The sequence below is a fragment of the Paraburkholderia sp. genome (assembly GCF_028283785.1).
Taxonomy (GTDB): domain Bacteria; phylum Pseudomonadota; class Gammaproteobacteria; order Burkholderiales; family Burkholderiaceae; genus Paraburkholderia.
In genome coordinates this window covers 147,501-168,323 of record NZ_JAPWKB010000012.1, presented here as the reverse complement: position 1 = coordinate 168,323, position 20,823 = coordinate 147,501, and the positions used below count along the sequence as shown (strand labels likewise).

The 20,823-nt window shown below is 61.3% G+C and carries 18 protein-coding genes, 1 tRNA gene and 1 pseudogene; 6 read left to right on the top strand and 14 right to left on the bottom strand.

The window, feature by feature from the left end:
• Positions 1 to 27: 27 nt before the first annotated feature.
• Positions 28 to 993: a c-type cytochrome gene (locus PW947_RS12525; RefSeq protein ID WP_299632033.1), complete on the bottom strand. Its 966-nt coding sequence runs from the start codon at positions 991 to 993 to the stop codon at positions 28 to 30.
• A gap of 338 nt (positions 994 to 1,331) precedes the next feature.
• Between PW947_RS12525 and PW947_RS12520 the strand changes: the two genes are divergently transcribed.
• Positions 1,332 to 1,407: transfer RNA gene (locus tag PW947_RS12520), tRNA-Arg, on the top strand.
• A 176-nt stretch (positions 1,408 to 1,583) separates the two neighbouring features.
• Here the strand turns inward: PW947_RS12520 and PW947_RS12515 are convergent.
• From PW947_RS12515 to PW947_RS12485, 7 genes are all read right to left on the bottom strand, one after another.
• Complete coding sequence (locus PW947_RS12515) at positions 1,584 to 2,441, bottom strand: class I SAM-dependent methyltransferase (protein WP_299632031.1); 858 nt, start codon at positions 2,439 to 2,441, stop codon at positions 1,584 to 1,586.
• Positions 2,438 to 3,559, bottom strand: a complete 1,122-nt coding sequence (locus PW947_RS12510) for an ATP-grasp domain-containing protein (protein WP_299632030.1) — start codon at positions 3,557 to 3,559, stop codon at positions 2,438 to 2,440. Before PW947_RS12510 ends, PW947_RS12515 begins: the two co-directional genes overlap by 4 nt.
• 49 nt (positions 3,560 to 3,608) lie before the next feature.
• Positions 3,609 to 4,763, bottom strand: coding sequence for a DegT/DnrJ/EryC1/StrS family aminotransferase (locus tag PW947_RS12505; protein WP_299632029.1), 1,155 nt, complete (start codon positions 4,761 to 4,763; stop codon positions 3,609 to 3,611).
• A gap of 45 nt (positions 4,764 to 4,808) precedes the next feature.
• On the bottom strand, positions 4,809 to 7,157 hold the full coding sequence (locus PW947_RS12500; RefSeq protein WP_299632028.1) for a tetratricopeptide repeat protein: 2,349 nt from the start codon (positions 7,155 to 7,157) through the stop codon (positions 4,809 to 4,811).
• A 281-nt stretch (positions 7,158 to 7,438) separates the two neighbouring features.
• Entirely contained in the window at positions 7,439 to 7,738 is a 300-nt protein-coding gene (locus PW947_RS12495; RefSeq protein ID WP_299632027.1) for a flagellar protein FliT, read from the bottom strand.
• 14 nt (positions 7,739 to 7,752) lie between these two features.
• Positions 7,753 to 9,282, bottom strand: coding sequence for a flagellar filament capping protein FliD (fliD, locus tag PW947_RS12490; protein WP_299632026.1), 1,530 nt, complete (start codon positions 9,280 to 9,282; stop codon positions 7,753 to 7,755).
• A gap of 421 nt (positions 9,283 to 9,703) precedes the next feature.
• Positions 9,704 to 10,870 (bottom strand): flagellin, encoded by a 1,167-nt coding sequence (locus PW947_RS12485; protein ID WP_299632025.1) that lies wholly within the window; start codon positions 10,868 to 10,870, stop codon positions 9,704 to 9,706.
• 314 nt (positions 10,871 to 11,184) lie between these two features.
• Here PW947_RS12485 and PW947_RS12480 point away from each other — a divergent pair.
• Both PW947_RS12480 and rpsU read left to right on the top strand, forming a co-directional pair.
• A pseudogene (locus tag PW947_RS12480) lies at positions 11,185 to 12,127 on the top strand (aldo/keto reductase).
• A 299-nt stretch (positions 12,128 to 12,426) separates the two neighbouring features.
• Complete coding sequence (gene rpsU / locus PW947_RS12475) at positions 12,427 to 12,639, top strand: 30S ribosomal protein S21 (protein WP_074262890.1); 213 nt, start codon at positions 12,427 to 12,429, stop codon at positions 12,637 to 12,639.
• Between the two features lie 157 nt (positions 12,640 to 12,796).
• Here rpsU and PW947_RS12470 read toward each other — a convergent pair whose 3' ends face one another.
• Both PW947_RS12470 and PW947_RS12465 read right to left on the bottom strand, forming a co-directional pair.
• The gene (locus tag PW947_RS12470; protein WP_299632020.1) at positions 12,797 to 13,222 is read right to left on the bottom strand and encodes a hypothetical protein; all 426 of its coding nucleotides are present in this window, start codon (positions 13,220 to 13,222) and stop codon (positions 12,797 to 12,799) included.
• Positions 13,223 to 13,634: 412 nt separating this feature from the next.
• Positions 13,635 to 14,237, bottom strand: a complete 603-nt coding sequence (locus PW947_RS12465; protein ID WP_299632019.1) for a DNA-3-methyladenine glycosylase I — start codon at positions 14,235 to 14,237, stop codon at positions 13,635 to 13,637.
• A 169-nt stretch (positions 14,238 to 14,406) separates the two neighbouring features.
• Between PW947_RS12465 and PW947_RS12460 the strand changes: the two genes are divergently transcribed.
• Together PW947_RS12460 and PW947_RS12455 are read left to right on the top strand one after the other, a co-directional pair.
• Complete coding sequence (locus PW947_RS12460; RefSeq protein ID WP_299632017.1) at positions 14,407 to 15,291, top strand: BadF/BadG/BcrA/BcrD ATPase family protein; 885 nt, start codon at positions 14,407 to 14,409, stop codon at positions 15,289 to 15,291.
• A gap of 168 nt (positions 15,292 to 15,459) precedes the next feature.
• Positions 15,460 to 16,281: a Cof-type HAD-IIB family hydrolase gene (locus PW947_RS12455; protein WP_299632015.1), complete on the top strand. Its 822-nt coding sequence runs from the start codon at positions 15,460 to 15,462 to the stop codon at positions 16,279 to 16,281.
• Positions 16,282 to 16,410: 129 nt separating this feature from the next.
• Here the strand turns inward: PW947_RS12455 and PW947_RS12450 are convergent, their stop codons facing one another.
• The 3 genes from PW947_RS12450 to aqpZ form a co-directional block, all read right to left on the bottom strand.
• Entirely contained in the window at positions 16,411 to 16,683 is a 273-nt protein-coding gene (locus PW947_RS12450; protein WP_299632013.1) for a PXPV repeat protein, read from the bottom strand.
• Between the two features lie 315 nt (positions 16,684 to 16,998).
• Positions 16,999 to 17,712, bottom strand: coding sequence for a histidine phosphatase family protein (locus PW947_RS12445; RefSeq protein ID WP_299632011.1), 714 nt, complete (start codon positions 17,710 to 17,712; stop codon positions 16,999 to 17,001).
• 211 nt (positions 17,713 to 17,923) lie between these two features.
• Positions 17,924 to 18,664, bottom strand: a complete 741-nt coding sequence (aqpZ, locus tag PW947_RS12440; RefSeq protein ID WP_299632009.1) for an aquaporin Z — start codon at positions 18,662 to 18,664, stop codon at positions 17,924 to 17,926.
• A gap of 303 nt (positions 18,665 to 18,967) precedes the next feature.
• On the opposite strand from aqpZ, the gene PW947_RS12435 reads away from it, so the two are divergent.
• Complete coding sequence (locus tag PW947_RS12435) at positions 18,968 to 19,270, top strand: H-NS histone family protein (protein WP_299632936.1); 303 nt, start codon at positions 18,968 to 18,970, stop codon at positions 19,268 to 19,270.
• A 252-nt stretch (positions 19,271 to 19,522) separates the two neighbouring features.
• On the opposite strand, the gene PW947_RS12430 is transcribed toward PW947_RS12435, so the two are convergent.
• A complete protein-coding gene (locus PW947_RS12430; protein WP_299632007.1) occupies positions 19,523 to 20,587 on the bottom strand; it encodes a glycosyltransferase family 4 protein in 1,065 nt (354 codons plus the stop codon).
• Between the last annotated feature and the right edge of the window lie 236 nt (positions 20,588 to 20,823).

Below are 20,823 nucleotides of genomic sequence, written 5' to 3'. Positions count from 1 at the left end.
GGGTTGGGGTTTTTGTTATTCCACGCCTTATTTCGCGGCGCTGACCATGTAATCGACGGCGGCCTTCACGTCCGCATCCGACGCATTCGACCCGCCTTTCGCGGGCATCGCGCCCTTGCCGTGCAACGCGTAGTTGTAGACCGTGTCCATCGGCTCCTTCAGACGCGGCGCCCATGCGGCCTTGTCGCCGTATTTCGGCGCGTTCAGCACGCCGGCCGCATGACACGCCTGACACACCTGCGTGTACAACGCCTTGCCCGCCTGCGATGCGTCCGCGCTCTGCGTCGCACCGGCAGCCGGAGCGGCGGCGGTTTGCGGAACGCTCGCCATTGCGGCCATGGCGGCGGCGGCTTGCGCGCTGGCGGCATCGGCGGGCGATGCCGCTGGCGTTCCCGATGCGGCGACCGCACCCGAGGCAGCGGCCGCATCGGCGCCCGACGCCGCGACCGCGCCCGAAGCGACGGCCGGACCTGCAGCCGGTTGGCCGGGCACGGGTGCGGGCGGATCGTCGAATTTGGCGCCCGCGTTGTTCGCCATGTACGCGACCGCGCGACCGATTTCGTAATCGCTGTAGTCGTCGGGGCTGGTGCCGCCGCGCGCGGGCATCGCACCCTTGCCGGTCAGCGCCGTGTGCCAGAGCGTGTCGAAGCCTTGGGCGATGCGCGGCGCCCAGTCGTCGGTATTGGTGAATTTGGGTGCGCCTGCCGTACCGGCCGCGTGGCACGCGGAACAGACCGCTTTGTAGACTTCCTCGCCGGTTTTGTAGACGCGCGGCGCATTGGCGTCGCGGATCTCGATCTGGGCGAACGGTTTGATGCGGGCGCTGACGGCGGCTTCGGACAGACTGTCGGTGCCGGCGCCGGTGCGGGTCGAATTATTGACGTAGACCGCAAGCAGGACGATGACGACGATCGGAACAGCGAAACTGGCGATGATCGCGGCGATGAGTTGCCCGGGGGTTTTGATCGGGGCTTCGTGTGGTGCTTCGCTCATGCTTGTCTCGTCTCCCGTGGGTATTGTGAGCGGTACAGCGTGACGGCAACAACGTATTCTTGTTCGAGCACGAACGATTATAGTCGCAAGGTTTCGGCCGCGGCGACCCGGTGAATCGGCTGTTCAGGAGTCGTTTACCCGCATCGGCGGCGATCGCGGATGTGCGGCTTACCCGCGTGGATCGCACCCGGATCGGCGCCGAAAATGCGTCGTAACGGCGTGGCAGCGGGCCGTGGGCGCGCTGCGGCGGCCGTTCGGTGGACGGATCGGCGGAAACACGGTATTCTCTCGGTCTCGATTTAGCGCTGCTGCCTCCGGCTGCGGCGCTTTCGTCATAAGCGCCCGTAGCTCAATGGATAGAGTACTGCCCTCCGAAGGCAGGGGTTGCTGGTTCGATCCCAGCCGGGCGCACCAAGAATTCAGCTGAAAATATCAAGGGCTTAACGCGGTCACGCGCTAAGCCCTTTTTGTTTTGCACGTTGCACGCGGCGTTCACCCGCGCGGCCGACCAAAGCCTAGGGCGAAAGTAGATCGTAAGAATCTTCGCCGCTCCAGAACGTTCACGCACGTTCCGGACCGCTCAAACTCCCTCACGCACGCTCGAGAATATAAAGTCCGCGCCGATAAAACTCACCGACATGCTGTGTCAGGTTAAACGGCGCCAGCGCATCGGCGATCGCTTTTGCATCAGGCCGCACGCCCGGCGTATTCAGCGCATCGATCAGCGTCGGCGCGATATCCTGATAGACGATCTCGTCCGATCCCGCCTTCGCATACGCCAGATGCCTGATCTTCCACCCAGCGTCGGTGATCAGCTTCGAGACGTACACGATCTTGTTATCGTCGTCCGTCGAGGCGACCAGCGGATGCGTCTTGTCACCCCATAAATTGCTGCCGATCTGGAACACCATCGCGCGATTCGTCGCCCGCAACTGACGCAGATAGTTGACCGCATAAGCCGGAAAATCCGCTTCGCCCGACACATACTGCCGGTCGAAATCCGCGCCCGCGTGATGCAGCACATTCAGATGAAGCAATACGTCGAATTCCGGCAGTGCAGGCAGATCGTCGAACGACACCGCCTTGTTCAGCATATCCACATTGCCGACTTCGAAGATCGCCTTGATCTCACGCTGAAACGTGGCGTGCTTGTCGTTCGCTTCGATCGCGGTGAAATGCGTTTGCGGAAAGCCGTGCGCGAGCGTGTACGTGAAAAAGCCGGTATTCGCGCCGAAATCGCCCCAACGCTGGCCCGCTGCCGGCGACAGTTTCTTCAGGATGTAGTCGAGACGGTTGCGATCGCCGCGCCAGTTGCTCTGGATGGTTTCCTGATAGCCCAACTCCCGCGACACGAAGTCCGGAATGGTCTGATACGCCGAGTGTTTGGAAACCTCGCCGTACAACGCAACCAGGCGCTCCCTGGCTGTGTTGATGTTCGAACTGCTCATTTGACTAACTCCTTGCAGAGAATTCTCCAGCTGTCTTTCCCAAGATAGACATCGTGGCGCATGTTGTTGATGACTTCCCGGATCAGCGAGCGTTCGCTGCCGTACTGATGAACCACGCTGCGGCGTTTGCGCCAGGTGTCGACGATGCCGCCGGTCCACAGATACGCGGCGCGCTTCGATGTGCTGAGCCGCTGAGTCTGGTAAGTCTGCGGGTCGCCGGTCGCCCAGTCGCCGACAAAGGCTTCGACGAGCCCGCAATCGTGGTTCAGGCAAAGATCGAGTGGACCCCACGGACGCGGATTCATTTCGATGAAAAACGCACCGCGATCGTTGACGATGAATTCGACCATCGCGAAGCCGTGGAATCCGGCGCTTTTCAGCGCATCGATCGTTCTGAGCGAAACCGGGTGCGTATGAAAATCGCTGGTCTTCGCATACACGATCGACTTGCCGCCCGGTTGCTGCGCGAGATTGTGCTGCGAGGTCGAATACACCTTGCCCGACCGCGCGAAATAGCACAGCAGGTAAAAGCTCTGTCCCGTGACGAACTGTTGATAAAAGTAGTGCGCCGGGTTCTGATCTGCTTCGAACGCTGTCAGGTCCGCGGCGGTTTTGACCAGCACCGGATACAGCACCTTGCTGCCTTCGACGTTCCGGTGCGGCTTGGCGACGAACGGCACCGACGCCGCGTCGAAACGCGCCAGCGCCTTCGGATAATTGATGCCGAACCGCGCAAAATAATCGATTGCGCTGCGCTTGTTCGAGACGCTGGCGTACGTCGCCGGATCGACGAGCGGCACGCGGCAACCGTCGATCGCTTCGATCGCGGCCCTGTTCTGCAACAGAAACGTATTGAAGTATTCGGAGATCGGCACGAGCGTCACGGCGCCGGCGTGTGTGGTGCGCTTTGCCTGCTCCACATAGTGTTCGATCAGCGGCACGGACAGCACGTCGTTCTCGCGTGTCGCGAGGACGTGTTTGCGGTAGGCGCTCGACAGGATATGGTCGTGGCGCGAACGCGCGACAATCGCAACCCGCTCGCCGAGCCGTGTCATCGCGCGAAGCAGCGCCATCACGGCGCGGTCGTTGGTGCCGCTGAAAATCAGAAAAACGTGCATGCGGAAACTCCGTGGTCCGCGCGTCGAAACGGGTTCGCGCGCCGGCCTTTTACTGCGCACCGTCCGCGATCACGCGGACGATCCGTTCGACGTCGTGGTCGGTCAGCGCCGGATACATCGGCAGGCACAGCACCTTGCCCGATGCGTCGGAGGCGGTCGGCAGATTGCTCGGCGCAGCCGACGGCAAGCCGCGATACATCGGGAATTCGGAGATCAGCGGGTAAAAATAGCGACGGCCAAAGACCTCGTTATCGCGCAGCAACTGATAAAGATCGTCGCGGCTACGGCCGTATCCACCTTCGACCAGCACGGGGAAATACGCATGATTGGGCACGTCGTCCGCGCCCATGCCCGACAGGCAGCGGATGCCGTCGACATCGGCGAGCAGGCTGCGATACAGCGTGTCGATCTGCTTGCGCCGCGCAATCGCGCCATCGACATGCTTCAGTTGCAACATGCCGAACGCCGCATTGATTTCGCTCATCTTGCCGTTGATGCCCGCAGCCACGACGGTCGTCTCGTTGACGAAACCGAAGTTCTTCAGATGATCGATCCGCTGCTTGGTCTTCGCATCCGGACAGACGATCGCGCCACCTTCGAAGGTGTTGAACACTTTCGTCGCGTGGAAACTCAGGATCGACAGATCGCCGTGCTTCAGAACGCTTTGCCCTTTGGTCTGCACGCCGAATGCATGCGCGGCGTCGTAGATCACCTTCAGGTTGTAGTTGTCGGCGATCTTCTGGATTGCTTCGACGTCGCACGGATGACCGTAGACATGCACCGGCATGATCGCGGTGGTTTGCGGCGTGATCGCGGCCTCGATGCGCGCGGGGTCCAGATTCAGCGTGCGCGGATCGATATCGACGAATACCGGCTTGATGCCGTTCCACAGCAGCGAATGCGCGGTCGCGACGAACGAATACGGCGTCGTGATCACTTCACCGGTCACCCGCAGCGCCTGCAACGCAGTGACGAGCGCGAGCGTGCCATTGGTGAACAGCGCCAGATGCTCGACGCCGAGGTATTCGCACAACGCCTTTTCCAGTTGCTGATGGAACGGCCCACCGTTCGACAGCACCTTGCTTTCCCAGATCTCTTCCAGGTACGGCATGAACTCGCTCAGCGGCGGCAGATGCGGTTGCGTGACGTAGATACGTTCGTCGACCGGCGTTTCTACGGCGCGAAGGTGGGGAATGGCATTCATGACGATGAGTCTCTCTGAATAAGCGGCGTGATCAGCAAACGCCGCTCACAGCACCGTGACGCTGTCGGGCGTCACGTCGAACGAGGCGGCAGGCTGGCCGTCGCAGTAGCGGTGCCACATCGTGCGCAGCGCGCGGCTCAGGCTGTCGGCGATCACTTCCGGCTGGAACCGCGCCGAGTTCTCGCAGCGCGCACGCATGCCGTTACGCAGTTGCGTCAACGCGGCGATGTCGGTGGCGAACGCAACACCCTTTTTCACGAAGTCGGCGTGATCGGCGGCGATGTAATCCTGCAATCCCACTTGCGTCAGGATCGTTTCGCCGGCGCGGCCCGGCATCGTGTCGCCGCGCAGCGTCAACGTCGGGATGCCCATCCACAGCGCGTGCAGCGTGGTCGTGCCGCCTGCATACGGGAACGTATCCAGACAGATGTCCACTTGATGATGCTGCTGCAGGTAGATCGAGATGCCCGAACGCTTGCGCAGATCCAGACGATCGCGGCTGATGCCTTCTTCGTCGAACCACGTCAGCAGATCGCCGAAATCGCCGTTCTCCGGCATCGCGCCGATCAACATCCGCGAGTTCGGCACGGCGCGCAGCAATTCGGCCCACAGCGTGATCACGTCGCGACGCAGCTTGGTCAGACGGTTGAAGCTGCCGAACGTCACGTAACCCTTGTGCGACGCGGGCAACGCGTTGACCGGCGGCGATGCGTCGTCCGGCAGGAACGGCGCGGCGGCGGGCAGATAGGCGAGCTTCTCGGTGAACTGGCTCTCGAAACCGTTGCCCGCTTGCGCGCGGTTGGTGATGTAGTAATCCATCGCGGTGAGGCCGGTCGTGTTCGGATAACCGATCCACGACGCCTGAACCGGCGCGGGCTTGCGGGCGAACGTCAACAGACGGTTACGGCCCGTATGACCGGACAGGTCGATCAGGATGTCGATAGCGTCGGCGCGGATCGTGTCGGCCAGCGCCGCGTCCGGCATACCGGTAACGCCATGCCACTTCGCCGCGTAGCCGCGCAGACGCTGGGTCGCGTCGTCCTCGCGGACGAAGTTGTAGTACACGTGCAGCGACAGGCTCGAATCATCCGCAAGATGCTTGAGGACGGGCTCGAGAAAGGTCGATACCGCGTGGCGGAACAGGTCGCCGGAAATGAGGCCGACCCGCAAGGTCCGATGCAGATCGCGCGAGTTCGTGTGTTGCGGCCAGTTTGCCTTGACGGGCGCTTCGTGACGCGTCGCGAATTCGCGATGCTCGGCGAACAGTTGCGCGGGTTTCACGTCGGCGCGATGGGTGAGGCAGAACAGCAGGTTGCTGTGCGAAATGTCGTCGAGGGCGTTCAGATCGAGCGCGCTGCGGAAGCTGCTTTCGGCGTGCGCGACCTGGCCGTCGATCAGCAGTGCAACGCCGAGCGTGCTGTGCATGGTCGCGACGGCAGGTGCGAGTTCGACCGCGCGGCGACCTGCTTCGATCGCATCGGACAAACGGTTCATCGACGTCAGCGTGGTGCCGAGCAAACGGTGCGCTTCGGCATTCGACGGCTTCAGTTCGAGCAGACGACTACAGACGGTTTCCGCTTCCGCATGCTGGCCCATCACGTTCAGCACGTTGATCAGCAGCGTGCGCGCTTCGGTATCGTCGGGCAGCATCGAGGTGGCTTTCTTCAGCGGCTCGAATGCCTCGGTCAACTGGCCGTTGCGATACAGCGCGACGCCCAGCGTGCGCCAGCTCATCCCGTGCGCGGGATAGCGCGTCGTCAGCGTCTCCGCGAAGCGGATCGCGTCGGCGATGCGGCCTTTGTTGAACAGACCGGCAAACTGGTTGATCTCCTGAGGCGTCGGTGCCTTGGCCGAGCCGGACGTGGCGGCTTTCGGACCGGCGGCGGCCGTGTCGGGTTGCATCGCGGACGTAATCTCGTCCTGACGCTGTTTGGCCTTCAGTGCGTGAAGCGTGGCGGCGGCCACCGCGCTCGCGTAGCCCTTCGGGTCCGACAGGCGTTCGATCATCCCGTTGACGGCCGGCCCTTTCAGACCGCGCTGCTGGCCCATTTCGAGCGCCAGCCAGGCCGCTTCCGTTTGCCCGGTCCAGCCCAGCGCGTCGACATACGCGAGCCAGAACTGGCCGTTGTTCGGATTGACGCCGAGTGCGTTCTCGAAAAGCGGAATCGCGTCGGCGTGACGGTGGGTTTGCACCAGCAGCACGCCGAGGTTGTAATTGACGTCGCCGTGGTTTGCCTTCGCTTCGAGGATGGCGCGATACAGCGCCTCCGCGTCGTCGAACTCGCCCGCGTGATGCTGCTCCAGCGCGGTTTGCAACACGGTCGCGATGTCCTGCTCGAACTGCTGTTCGGCGGTCAGTTCGACCGGTGTGTCCTGCTCGGGGATTGAACTCATGATCTCGGCAAAGTGGCGATTTAACGAGATTATGGAAGGCGCCATCCGCAGCCGATGCCCGGATAAAGCGGCAAAAGGCCCGCCAGTTTGCCCGATGGCGGCGCGTGTTCCGCACCCGCATCGGCAGGTCGCGTCACGCAGGACGCGCCGTGCGATGGACAAGAAAAAAGCCCGCACGAGGCGGGCTTGAGGAACGATCGCGCCCCGAAATCAGCGCGTGGTTCTTGTTGTTGGTTATACGGTAGCTGCGACGTATCCGGCAGACACGCCGGCCGGCGCCGTTACAGGCGCGCGGTCACCTGATACTGGCTGACGGCGCTGACGCGCTGCATGGCGGTGCCGAATTCGCGTTCCATTTCCATGCGGGTCACGCTGGCGCTGCTCATCACCTGCGCGTCGATCGCCTGAATCCGGCGAATCATCGCCAGCGCGGCAGGCGACTGCTGCGGGCTCAACTGGCGCACCAGCGGCGCACGCTCGGCCGAACGCGCGGCGGCGGTCGGCCAGTCGGCGATGAAAGCGGCGGCTTCGATATCCTGCGTCAGCGACAGCAGGCGTTCGACGATGACGTTCTGGTCCATGTTCCGCGTCCTCTTTATGACTTGCCGGTGGCCAGCGCGCCTGCGCTGTTGGTGCCGCCGAACAGCTGCGTCAGATACTGCGAGTTCTGGTTGGTACTCGACATCAGCGTATTCAGCGCGGTGAACTGCGCCTGATATTGCGACGTCAACTGCGCCGTGTAATTGGTCAACGTGGTCTGCTGCGCGGTGATCGCTTTCAGATCCGAATTGATCGTGGTCTTTTCGTTGTCGATGATCCCGCCGGTGGCGAGGAACGACGTGATGTTCGAATCGATCTGCTCGCCGACACCGTTGGTCGCGTTGAACAGCGCTGCGACGCCTGCGGAATTGGTCGACAGTGCGCTGCTCAGCTTCGCGCTGTCGGTGGACAGCGTGCCGTCGGCCTGCAACGAAATGCCGATCGAGCCGAGCGTGATCTTCGAGCCGCCGTTCTGCACGCCGCCGCTGACGATGTTGGCAAGCGTGTTCTTGATCGAATTGACCGTCGAATCGCCGAGCAGCGCGCCTTGGGAGGTGGCGCCGCTGGTGAACGACGTCAACGTGCCGACCGTCGTCACCAGCGTGTTGTAAAGGCTGACGAAATTGGTGATTGCGCTGGTTTGCGCGGTCGTGTCCTGTGCAACCGTAATGGTTTGCGTGGTGGCCGGATTGGTCACCGCGGCGGCAGTCAGGTTCAGCGTCACACCGGAAATCGCGGTGCTCACCGAGTTGCTCGAACTACTCGCGGCGATGTTGCCGATCGTGAACTCGGCATCTTGCGCGGCCGTGCTCTGGGTCCATGCGTGAGTCGTGTCGGCGGTGGACGTGAAGGTCGACGCGGCGCTGCCGGTGCCGGCTGTGGACGTCACCGCGAGTTGCGACAGGCCGCCGCTCGACGGCTCGCCCAGGACATTGCTGACCGACGTGCTGATCACGTTCGACGCGCCAGTCGATTTCGAGCTCAAGACCAGATGCTGACCGTCCGTACCCGTGACGATCGACGCGCTGATGCCGGGGTTGCTGGCCGACGCGTTGATCGCCGCGGCGATGCCGCTCAGCGTGTTGTTGGTGGAGTTAATCGCGACGTTCATCGACTGCGAGCCGAGCGACAACGTCAACGTGCCGGAGCTTGCCAGCTGGGTCGACGACGAGAACGCGCCGGAGGTCAGCGATTGTGCTGCCGCGACTTGCGACACGGTGACCGAGTAGTTGCCCGCGACCGCGCCTGTACCGGCGGTGGCCGTAATGCCGGTGCCGCTCGCGGTGGTCGTGTAGGTCGAGGCCAACGAGCCGTCCGTCAGCGACGACATGCCCGCCTGCAATGCCGACAAGGCCGCCGACAGCGTGCCGAGTGCGGACAGCTTGGTGTTGTCGGTGTTGGTCTTGGTTGCGAGCTGGCTGGTCTGGCCGGCGGTTTTCGCGTTGACCAGTGCGCTCACCAGCGACCCGACATCCATCGTGGAATTGCCGGTCGATCCGCTGATGACGGACTGGGCGGCTTCCTGAAGCGCCGTTTGGGCGGCGGTGGTCGAGGCCGCGGTTGAGGTCGAGGAAATGGTGGACATCGAGCGCTCCGTGCGTCACTGAATCCCGCCCGTGGTGACACGAGCGGTCGAAACATTCTGGCTGGGATGCGGACCGCGACAGGCGGTGGCATCGAAGCAAAAGGTACTGCGGGTGCAATCGGGTGCAGTGGGTCCGTCGGGACGATCGCGCGGAGATTCTGCCACAACGCTGTGGCAAATCGCCGTCTTTCGACGTCGTAAGTGCGCGCTCAAATCGCGGTGGACGACTGCAGATACTGCGTGCTGCTTACTATCTGCTGCGTGCTGCGTTACAAACTGCGTGCCACGAACCGACTTTTAAAAACTGCGAGCCGCCGGAACGGAAAGCAGTACGGGAGGCAAGCCTCCCGGTACCACTGCCGGACACATCGCGATGCGTTGCGACGGGTCCGGACCTGTTGCTTAAGCCACCTCGTCAGTCTTACTGGAGGAGCTTCAGAACTTGCTGCGGGTTCGAGTTCGCTTGAGCCAGCACCGAGATACCAGCTTGTTGCAGCACTTGAGCCTTGCTCAGGTTCGCGGTTTCCTGCGCGAAGTTCGCGTCGTTGATTTGCGATTGAGCCGAGGACAGGTTCGTCGAGTTAGCTTGCTGCGACGAAGCGATAGCCGTGAAACGGTTTTGCGCGGCGCCGAGGCTTGCCTGAACGTTGTTGATCGTTGCCAGAGCGTTGTCGATCGAGACCATTGCCTGGTTTGCACCCGTCGTCGTGCTGATGTCGAGGTTCGACACGGACGGCGGTTCGTTGACCTTGTTGATGCCCGTGACTTCGTCTGTCGACGCGGTTTGTTGAGCCGCCGTCAGTGCGCTCGTAGCAGCCGAAGCGACCGTCAGCGTCTGGAATGCGTTCGACGTCGAGGTGCCCGTACCAGCCGTGCTCGAACCGAAGATCGCCGTAACAGCGGTCGACGACAGAGCCTGGTTGTTCTGGTCGGTGAACGTGAAGCCGCCCTTGCCGTCCGACAGCACGTTGATCGACGTGGTTTCCGAGCCGGAGCTGCTCGAGTTCCATGCTGCGCCCGATGCATCGACAGCAACCTGGATCGTGCCCAGCGTGTTGCCCGATTGAACCATGCCGCCACCGAGTGCCGACGCGCCGAGGTTTTGGCTCAGGTCGAGGCTGATGGTCTGGCCGACGTTCGCGCCAACCTGGAAGCTGATGCTGCCAGCCGAACCGTCGAGGATCGACTTGCCGTTGTACGTCGTTTGCGAAGCGATACGGTTCACTTCGGCGATTTGCTGCGTCACTTCCTGTTGCAGTGCTGCCTGGTCGCTCGACGACAGCGAACCGCTCGAAGCTTGCACGGCCAGCTGGCGAATACGTTGCAGGCTGGAGGTCATCGACGACAGTGCGCTCGATGCCGTTTGAACGATCGACACGCCGTCGTTCGCATTCGACACGCCCTGGTTCAGGCCGTTGATCTGCGTTTGCATACGCGTCGAAATCGCGAGACCTGCTGCATCGTCTGCCGCGCTGTTGATGCGCTTGCCCGACGACAGGCGGGTGATGGCTTGCGACAGGGCGCTTTGCGAGCCATTGAGGTTTTGCTGTGCAACCAGCGAGTTGATGTTGCTATTAATTCCGAGCATGGAAAATTCTCCTAGATGAGCCTTTGCTCAATACGCCAAGTTTGGCATCGGCGGAAGCACTCTCGTGCATTGCTGGCCGCCTCAGTAAAGGATGACGGCCCGGCAAAAAGAAACTTGAGGAACTTTGTGCAGACAAACTCTTGAAATGTGCCCGAAAGCCTTGCCCAGCTTGACTCGGTGGCTTCGCTGCAAGTAATGGAAAGTCGGCGTATTCTGGTTTTCAGCGTTTGCATGGCACTAATAAACAGGTGAATGCGGCGCTGAATCTGGCTGGAATTGTGTGTCAATCGCATCATCGAACCCAGGAGAACTCCATGCAAAAGCGCCGCATCGGCCGCTCGGAATTGCACGTCGTCCCGTTGATGTTCGGCGGCAACGTATTTGGCTGGACCATCGACGAAGCCACGTCGTTTTCGATCCTCGACGCGCTGGTCGACGCGGGCCTCGATTTCATCGATACCGCCGACGTCTATTCGGCATGGGTCGCCGGGCAATCGCGGCGGCGAATCGGAGACGATCATCGGCAAGTGGTTGAAGGCGAGCGGCAAGCGCGACCGGATCGTGCTCGCGACCAAGGTGGCGAAGCATCCGGATCGGCGTGGGTTGTCGGCGGTGAATATTCAGGCTGCGGTCGAAGAGTCGCTGCGTCGTCTGCAAACGGACTATCTGGACATCTACTTCTCGCACGAGGACGATCCGGCGACGCCGCTGACCGAGACGCTCGGCGCGTACAGCAAGCTGATCGACGCGGGCAAGGTGAGGGTGATCGGCGCATCTAACTACTCGGGCGCGCGGATCGAGGAAGCGCTGGACGTTGCAAAGCAGAACGGCTTGCCTGCGTATCAGTTGATCCAGCCTGAATACAATCTCTACGATCGCGCGGAATACGAGCGCGATCTGGAGCCGGTGGTGATGGACCGGCATCTGGGGTCGGTGGTGTATTACAGTCTCGCGAGCGGGTTTTTGTCAGGCAAATACCGTTCGTCCGACGATCTCGCGAAGCATGCGCGCGGCAGTCGCGTGGAGAAGTATCTGAATGCGCGCGGGCTGCGCATCCTCGCCGCGCTCGACGACGTCGCCGACCGGCACGGCAGCACACCCGCGACGATTGCGCTGGCATGGTTGATCGCGCGTCCGGGCGTCACCGCACCGATCGCCAGCGCGACATCGCTGAAGCAGCTCGAAAGCCTCGCAGCGGCTGTCCAGCTGATGTTGACGGGCGCTGACATCCGCCAATTGGACGACGCAAGTGCTTGAACGTAAACGGCAAACGCTTGGCGACCCAGACTTTTTTCTGATAAGATCGAGAGTGAATTGAGATTTTTGTCGGTTTCGTCGTCCTGTATTGGCGGATCGGCAACAGACGCGGCGTTTGCACTATGCGTCTGCCCGCGTTAAGCGGTGAACTCCCCACCTCTCTTTTCCGGCCTCCTTGGCCGCTTTGCCTCTCGTTTCATTCGTGGTTCGCCGTGAATCGAAACGAACGGACGGCCGGCGCGTGAGTGGTGTGATCCGCCACGCAATTAACCGTATCAAGCGATTTAGTTAGGAATTACATGACGACGATTCTTCTGAAAGAAAATGAGCCGTTCGAAGTGGCGATCCGCCGCTTTCGCCGTGCTATCGAAAAAAATGGCCTGATCGCTGAACTGCGTGAACGTCAATCGTACGAAAAGCCGACTACGGCTCGTAAGCGTAAGAAGGCAGCAGCTGTGAAGCGCCTGCACAAGCGCCTGCGCAGCCAGCAACTGCCGAAGAAGCTGCACTAAGCACGCTTTTTTCGCACGCCGAACGGCGATGTGAGCTTCGAAAGAAGTCACATCGCCGTTTTGCTTTTTGGGGAACCGGAAGCGAGTGCGCTTCGTGTGTTGATGCTTTAGCGACGACCGCGATTGGGTCGTCGGGATAAAAGTTTGTAACGTCGCGTTATGCCGCTGATTTAACGCGATCCGCCGACAATTGAAATTGTCGCGCGATCGAATTCAACGATTCGGTCCATTCCCATTTGCCCGACATGTCGTGGACGTTTTGCAGGCAACTCAGCAGATCGACCGTGACAGGATCGTAGACATTGACGCGAGCGCGCAGCAGCGCGCGTTTGAGCGCCGACACCCCGTTCACCATATACGTCGGCACCGATTCGACGTTTCGCGACACATACCGCACCGGCACACCGTCGATAGCCGTCACGTAGTCGATTGGACGGATAAGACTCCCGACCGGGCAGCCCCCGCAATAGCCTCGATAGGTGCTCGCCCCACGCGCGACATGCGCCGCACGGCTCTGGGTGAACAGGTGGCCGACCGCCCGGTCAAAAATCTCTTGCCGCGTCAGGAATTGCAGAGTGTTCATATCGGTTCTCCTCTGCGCGGCGCGCAGCGGTCATTCATATGTAGAGTGCGTGTTCAGCAGTATCGAACGATTCACGTTTTGCAATCCTACGACTAGAACGCGAAAAAGCGTCTAATTCAGAGGTTTGCCGACACGTTCACCAACGATCCGACGCACGCATAACGCCTCATCCGGCGGCCTGCGGCGCGTCCACTCGCCACTGCTGCACTCAATAACGGCTAATACCGGTAAAAACGAAGCCATCGATCAACGACGGCAGTCGATTTTGCCACGTCACAAATAGCCGTCCATATGCCTGGAAATCGCGCACAGCCTTACGCAGCAAGGCACAGCGCCCCGATATGGCACGTTCCCAGGATTTTTACCGACGCGTGTCGTTTGTCTTTCCGTTCATGACATCGCGCTAAGCGAACTACGCGGTTTGCTTCTTTTTTCGCGCCGCAGGCTTACCGAGCGCAATGCATTTAGCCCGGCAACTGCACGAGATTTCGTGATCGTTGACCATGCCGACTGCCTGCATGAACGCATAACAGATGGTCGTGCCGACGAACTTGCAGCCGTAACGCTTCAACGCCTTGCTCAGCGCATCCGACACCGCCGTGGATGCGGGCGCGTGCGTGTACGAATCCCATTCGTTGACGATCGGCGTGTTGTCGACGAACGACCACACGAACGCCGCGAGCGAGCCGTGTTTCGCCTGAATCTGCTGAACCGCGCGCGCATTCGTGATGGTCGATTCGATCTTGCCGCGATGCCGGACGATGCCCTCGTCCACCACCAGTTTGTCGACGCGCGCCGGCGTGAAACGCGCCACGGCGTCGATATCGAAGTCGGCGAATCCGCGGCGATAACCCGCGCGCTTGTTCAGGATGGTCGACCACGACAGACCCGCCTGCGCACCTTCCAGCGTAAGCATCTCGAACAAATGACGGTCGTCGTGGGAAGGCACGCCCCATTCGGCGTCGTGATACTGTGCGAGCGCTTCGCTCGACGCCCAGTTGCATCGCTGTGTCACATCGGCTCCTGCTCGGGTTTTTGATGGCGCGTCGCGCGCGAATTTGCCCGCGACGCGCGGCATCGCCAGCATAGCGGAACGCCGGTTCGCCGCAAGCTGGCCATTCGGCTAGTTGCCGGAACGGCGGCAACCTGCGACGCTAACGCAATCGTCCACTGATATTGACCCGATGACTTCAGCTCACTTCCTGATTGGCGTAGACGGCGGCGGCACCGGCACGCGCGTCGTGCTTGGCGATCTTCACGGCCGCGAACTCGCGCGCGGTGCGGGTGGCCCGTCCGGCCTCGGCCTTGGCATCGAACGCGCGTGGTCGTCCATCCGCGCGGCGGCTGCCGAAGCATTCAAGCGCGCCGGCATCGAACAGGACTGGTCGCGCTGTGTATTGGGATGCGGCCTCGCGGGCGTCAACAATCGCGACTGGCTCGCGGCGTTCCGTGCGCAGGCGCCGAACGTAAGCGGCCTCGCGGTCGAAAGCGACGCGTACACGACCTTGCTCGGCGCGCACGGCGGTGCGCCAGGCGTGATCGTCGCGTTGGGAACGGGCAGCATAGCCGCGTCGCTGGACGCATCCGGCGAGTGCCGGATCGCGGGCGGCTACGGTTTTCCGTCGGGTGACGAAGCGAGTGGCGCGGGCTTGGGATTGCGCGCAATCGTCCACGCGCAACAGGTGCTGGACGGCCGCGCGGCCGACGACGATTTCGCGCGCGCGTTGCTCGCGCATGTCGGCGCGTCGGATCGCGACAGCCTCGTCGTGTGGTTGTGCGAGGCCAATCAGACGGCATACGCGAGCCTCGCGCCGCTCGTTATCAAATACCGCACGCATCCATTCGCCGCGCGGCTGCTGAACGAAGCAGGCGCTGACGTCGGAAAGATGATCGGCGCGCTCGATGCGTCCGACAGCTTGCCGGTCGCGATGTGCGGCGGTCTCGGTCCGTTGATGCAGGAATACGTGCCGCAGCGTTATCAGGCGCGGCTACGCGCGCCGCTGGCCGACTCGGCGCAGGGCGCGCTTCAACTCGCGCAGCGTGAAGCGGTGAAAATCGGCGTCGCGTGAGCTGGCGGACGCCGGAATTACGCCGGTATCAGCATTGCGCTGCCTTCACCGGCGCACCTCTCCATGTCGCGAAATACAGTGCAATGACGTCGAATACGCGCCTTATCGCGAAAATCGGTGTTCGTGCGCCTTTAGAATAGATGGTTTGACGCTGCCCTCGGCCTATCCATGTACACAGTCATTGCCAGTGATCTCGATGGAACCCTGCTCAATGGGGATCATCAGGTCGATCCCTTCACCGTCGCGACGGTGCGCAAACTGGAGGCCGACGGCCTGAAGTTCGTAATCGCGACCGGCCGCCATTATTGCGACGTCGCGGGTATTCGCGATCTTCTCGGCATCCGTCCTTATCTGATTACGTCGAACGGCGCGCGCGTGCATTCGCCCGACGACGAAATGGTCTACGCGAACAATCTGTCGCCGGAAAGCGTGAAACGTCTCGTGCAGCCGGAGATTGCCGGCGCGCACGGTCGCGTGATCGTCAATCTGTTCGCCGACGACGCGTGGCTGATCGATCGCGATGCGCCGGAATTGCTTCGGCTGCATCAGGATTCCGGCTTCACGTACGAGGTCACGGATCTCCGTCAGCACGACGGCTCGGACATCGCCAAAGCGTTGTATATCGGCGATCCGGCCGATCTCGCCGTGGTATCCGCCAATCTCGCGCGCGAATTCGGCGACGCGCTGTACGTGACGTACTCGCTACCGGATTGTCTCGAAGTGATGACGTCGGATGTGTCGAAGGGACGCGCGTTGCAATTCGTGTTGCATCGGCTGGGGATGTCGGCGTCGGAGTGCGTCGCGTTCGGCGACAACATGAACGATATCGATCTGCTCGAAACGGCCGGTCACCCGTTCATGATGAACAACGCCAACCCCGACCTGATCACGCGTTTGCCCAACGTGCCGAGAATCGGCAATAACTTCGAAGCGGGCGTTGCGCATCATCTGCGCAAGCTGTTCGACCTGACCGACGAACTGACGCCCTGAGCGCGTCTGGCTTACTGACCGCGATCCGATGCGGTCTTACGGCGGGCCGCAGCGGCCCGCCGCCGGTCTGACCGCGCGGCGTACGCCGCGCCAATCAGCCAGACCGCGACCATATCAGTACCCACATGCTTAGCCGTGCCAGCCGTCACGACCATGATCCCCGTGACGACGATCACCATGATCCCAGCCACGATGCCAGCCGTGATCGCGATGGTATCCGTGGTCCCAACCGGGGTTGCCGTAGTAGACGGGCTCCGGCGCGACATAGACCGGCGCCGGGCGAACATAGGCGGGTGCGCCGAGCGACAGGCCGATGTTCAGATCCGTATGTGCCTGCGCGACACCACACACGCCGACGGCCAGACCTGCTGCAACGAGCAATTGGGTAACGATGCGCTTCATGTTGGTTCTCCTGTTGGCGACGTGTTTGTCGTACAGGTCCAATCTACGCAACGAGGCGGCGTCGCACTGCGACGAGTTGTTACGGACTGCAAGCATCGCCGGAAGCGCGTCGGCCGGCCGTTTTGCCGATCCGCTTTTGATGATTGCGCGCTAAAAATCGCTCGCAGCCCTATTTCAGAAGGCTTTCAACGATGTGCGCGCGGCGTTGCGAGCGCCGTGACCGGCTGATTTGTTGGCCGCGAGTGTTACGCAACCGTAATCCGCCCTTACATCTGAACCATCCGCTTAATACGCCGGCCGGCTCCGGTTGCACAATTAGTGAGCAACGCCCGACGCGGCGTCGGGCAACGACGCGCGCGGACATTCCGCCGACCGTCCGTCGAGACCCTGCTGTTCATGCCGGAAAGTCGCGTGTGGCGAAGCGTTTTGCCAGTCGAGCTTCACAATATAGATACTGTCGAAATCGCTGCCTTCCCATTTCGGCACGTCACTGGCCGCACCGCCGTGCGCGCTGACCATCTGCCGCACCAGTTTCTCGATCAGTCGATGCTCCCACGCGATCACCACGAGTTTGTCGTGGTAGCGGGGCTTCAGCAGCGTGTCGCTGAGCTTGTCGATCTGCCGGAAGCCATAGGGCGTTTGAACCGGCATCTGATATTGAATTGCGGTCGGTTCGATGGTCGCCAACGGGCGAATGTAGTTATAGGGCTGACCGTTATCGTCTTTTTCCTGGCCCGGATTGGGCGCGAAAATCGCGTCCGGCTTGCCGAATTTGGCGGCAATCACCGCCGGCAGCGCGAGCGACCGGTTCAGTCCCTGGCAATTCAACTGGCCGAACCCGCCCGTGGGCTTTTCGCCGTGCCGGACGAACACCAGCGTTTCGACGCTACCCGTTGCTGCTCCGGTCGCTTCATTTGCTTGAGTCGCTTGAGCCGCCTGAACAGACATCGGCGCGATGGCGACGGCAACGATAACGAGCGCAGCCGCGAGGCAGACAACGCGACGAAGCGAGACGCGGGAACGGTTCATCACGGCACCTGGGCAAGGAATAGAGGCTGACGATTCTAGCAGCGGCCGATTGACGCACGGCTCGGCGCGCGCAGCAGATGCGCGGATCACGCTAAATCCAGAGCGGATTCATGTGACCGAAATGAAAAAAGCGAATGCCGGGGCATTCGCTTTTCCTGTCGATAAATCGGTTAATCCGGCTATCCGGACCACCCGCCCGGAGGCTGCGAGCCTAGAACGACGGCGCGCTCACCTGCGTGATCCGGCGCTCCGCTGCGAGCAGCGGATACACGACACCCGCGATCACCGCGCCGACGATCGGTGCGACCCAGAACATCCATAGTTGATCCATCGCCGCACCGCCGACAAACAGCGCCGGGCCGGTCGAACGAGCCGGATTCACCGACGTGTTGGTTACGGGAATCGAGATCAGGTGAATCAGCGTCAGGCACAAGCCGATGGCGATCGGGGCGAAACCGGCCGGTGCGCGCTTGTCGGTCGCGCCGAGTATCACGAACAGGAAGAACGCCGTCATCACGACTTCGCAGATGAACGCCGCGACCAGCGAGTAATGACCCGGCGAGCGATCGCCGTAACCGTTGCTGGCAAAGCCGCCCGCGACCAGATCGAAGCCCGGCTTGCCGCTGGCGATCATGGCGAGCACCACGGCGCCGAGCACCGCACCGACGACCTGCGCAACGATATACGGCAACAGGTCGCGCGCCGGAAAGCGCCCGGCGACCGTCAACCCGACGCTGACGGCCGGGTTCAGGTGGCAACCGGAAATATGGCCGATTGCATAGGCCATCGTCAGTACGGTGAGGCCGAACGCAAGCGACACGCCCACGAACCCGATGCCGAGACCGTGAAGCGGCCCGGAGAAATTGGCTGCGAGCACCGCGCTGCCGCAGCCCCCGAGGACGAGCCAGAATGTGCCGAACAATTCGGCCGTCAGGCGTTTTGACAACTGCATGATTGGGTATCCTAAAAAGATCGACGAGCCGGCACCGCCCGGAAACGTGATCCATTTCGGCGACGACTGCGGAATTCTAAGGAAAGCGCTCGAAATCAGGTGTCAATAATTGTCATTTGCCTCTCATTGCTACTACCGTAGCGAATATGCGGACGCTAAAGCACAGTGCGAAAGACATCTTTTCAACACTAATAATTTTTATCAGACAATTTGTCGAAACATTCGTATTAATGGCCATTGCGAATTTCAGGGTTTGGCGCTAATCTGCGACCAAATCCGTTCGACAGGAAAGGGGAGATGGAAATGTCGCAATACGCGGAACTCAAAGCGCAGATCGCCAGATTGCAGGCGCAAGCCGACGAAGCTCGGCGCACCGAGCTGGACACCATCATCAACGAGATCCGCGGCAAGATCGCGGAGTATGGGTTGACCGCCCAGGATCTCGGCTTTGCCGCGCCCGTGCGGCGCGGCCGGCCGCCCAAGAAGGCGCCGTTGCCGCCGAAGTACCAGGATCCCAAGTCGGGTAATACCTGGAGCGGTCGCGGCAAACCGCCCAAATGGATCATGGGAAAGAACCGCGAGCGCTATCTGATTGCCCAGGTTTGAATGTCCGCCGTTAACGATGCGAGCAAGCCGAAAGCGATTTGAAGGTTCTATAACCATTCATCGTATTGACGAGTGCGCTGGCGGATTCAGACAAGCAATATGTCTGATTCTGACGCAATAAAAAAGCCGCCTTAAACAGGCGGCTTTTTTGTATAAAGCGTTGAATAGATCAGCAACTGTAATAACCGCGGTCGCGCAAACGATTCACATGACGCTTTCCTTCAGAACCGGCGCGCGATTCGACGCGTTCTATCAACCCACGGCTACCTGGCGCAATACCGGGCGGCTGCTTGCCTGAATCAAGGTTTCATAACCTTCGACGTAATTCTGCGCCATGGTCTTCGAGCTGAAGCGGCGTTCGAATTGCGCGCGGATTTCCGTGCGCGACAGGTCGTCGAGATGCTGGAGCGCAGCGACCGCCCCTTGCACGTCCTCGACGATATAGCCGGTCACGCCGTGGTCGATCACTTCCGGCACCGAACCGCGGTTGAATGCAATCACCGGCGTACCGCACGCCATCGACTCGATCATCACGAGGCCGAACGGCTCCGACCAGTCGATCGGGAACAGCAGCGCCTTCGCGCCCGACAGAAACTCCGGCTTTTGCGCTTCGTTGATCTCGCCGACGAACTCCACGTGCGCCAGCGACAGCAGCGGCTCGATTTCGCGCTTGAAATATTCCTGGTCGACCTTGTCCACCTTGGCGGCGATCTTCAGCGGCAAACCGCTTTGTGCAGCGATCTTGATAGCTGTATCGACGCGCTTTTCCGGACAGATACGACCGAGGAACGCGAGGTATTCGGGCTTCTTGTGCGTCTGCGGCGTCAGCAGTTGGTCCGGCAGACCGTGATAGATCGTGTTGAGCCAGTTCGCCTGTTGCAGCGGCAGACGTTGCGAATCGGAAATCGACACGACCGGTGCGTCCGTGAACGTATCGAAAATAGGCTGTAGTTCCGGCAGGTCCAGACGACCGTGCAACGTGGTCACGAACGGCGTGTCCATCGTCGAGAACAGCGGGAACGGCAGGTAGTCGAGGTGAAAGTGCAGCACGTCGAACTCGTGCGCGATACGACGCACGCGCTCCATCAGCAACACATGCGGCGCCATCGCGTCGCGCACCGTGGGATCGAGGCGCAGCGCGCGCGGCCATGCCGCTTCGAGCTTCGCCGACGTCACGGAATCGCCGCTCGCGAACAGCGTCACGTCGTGGCCGAGATCGACGAGCGCCTCAGTGAGGTAAGACACGACGCGTTCGGTGCCGCCGTAGAGCTTCGGCGGGACGGCTTCATACAACGGCGCGATTTGTGCGATTCGCATGCGGATTCTCCTGTTCATAAAGGTTTCGCACGACGGCGCACGGATGATTGCGCAACGCTGGACGAAAACCTGTCGGACGGTTGGGCGCGGTAAACGGGGTATGGCCGCCGCCCTCAAGATAATGAAGCAAACGCTTCGGGTTATCCCTGAGAATCCATTATGGCTATCGCCGTGGCTAATTCGACCAATTTTTCAAACACTTAATGTTGTTACAGCGCGAAACACCGGCCGTAACA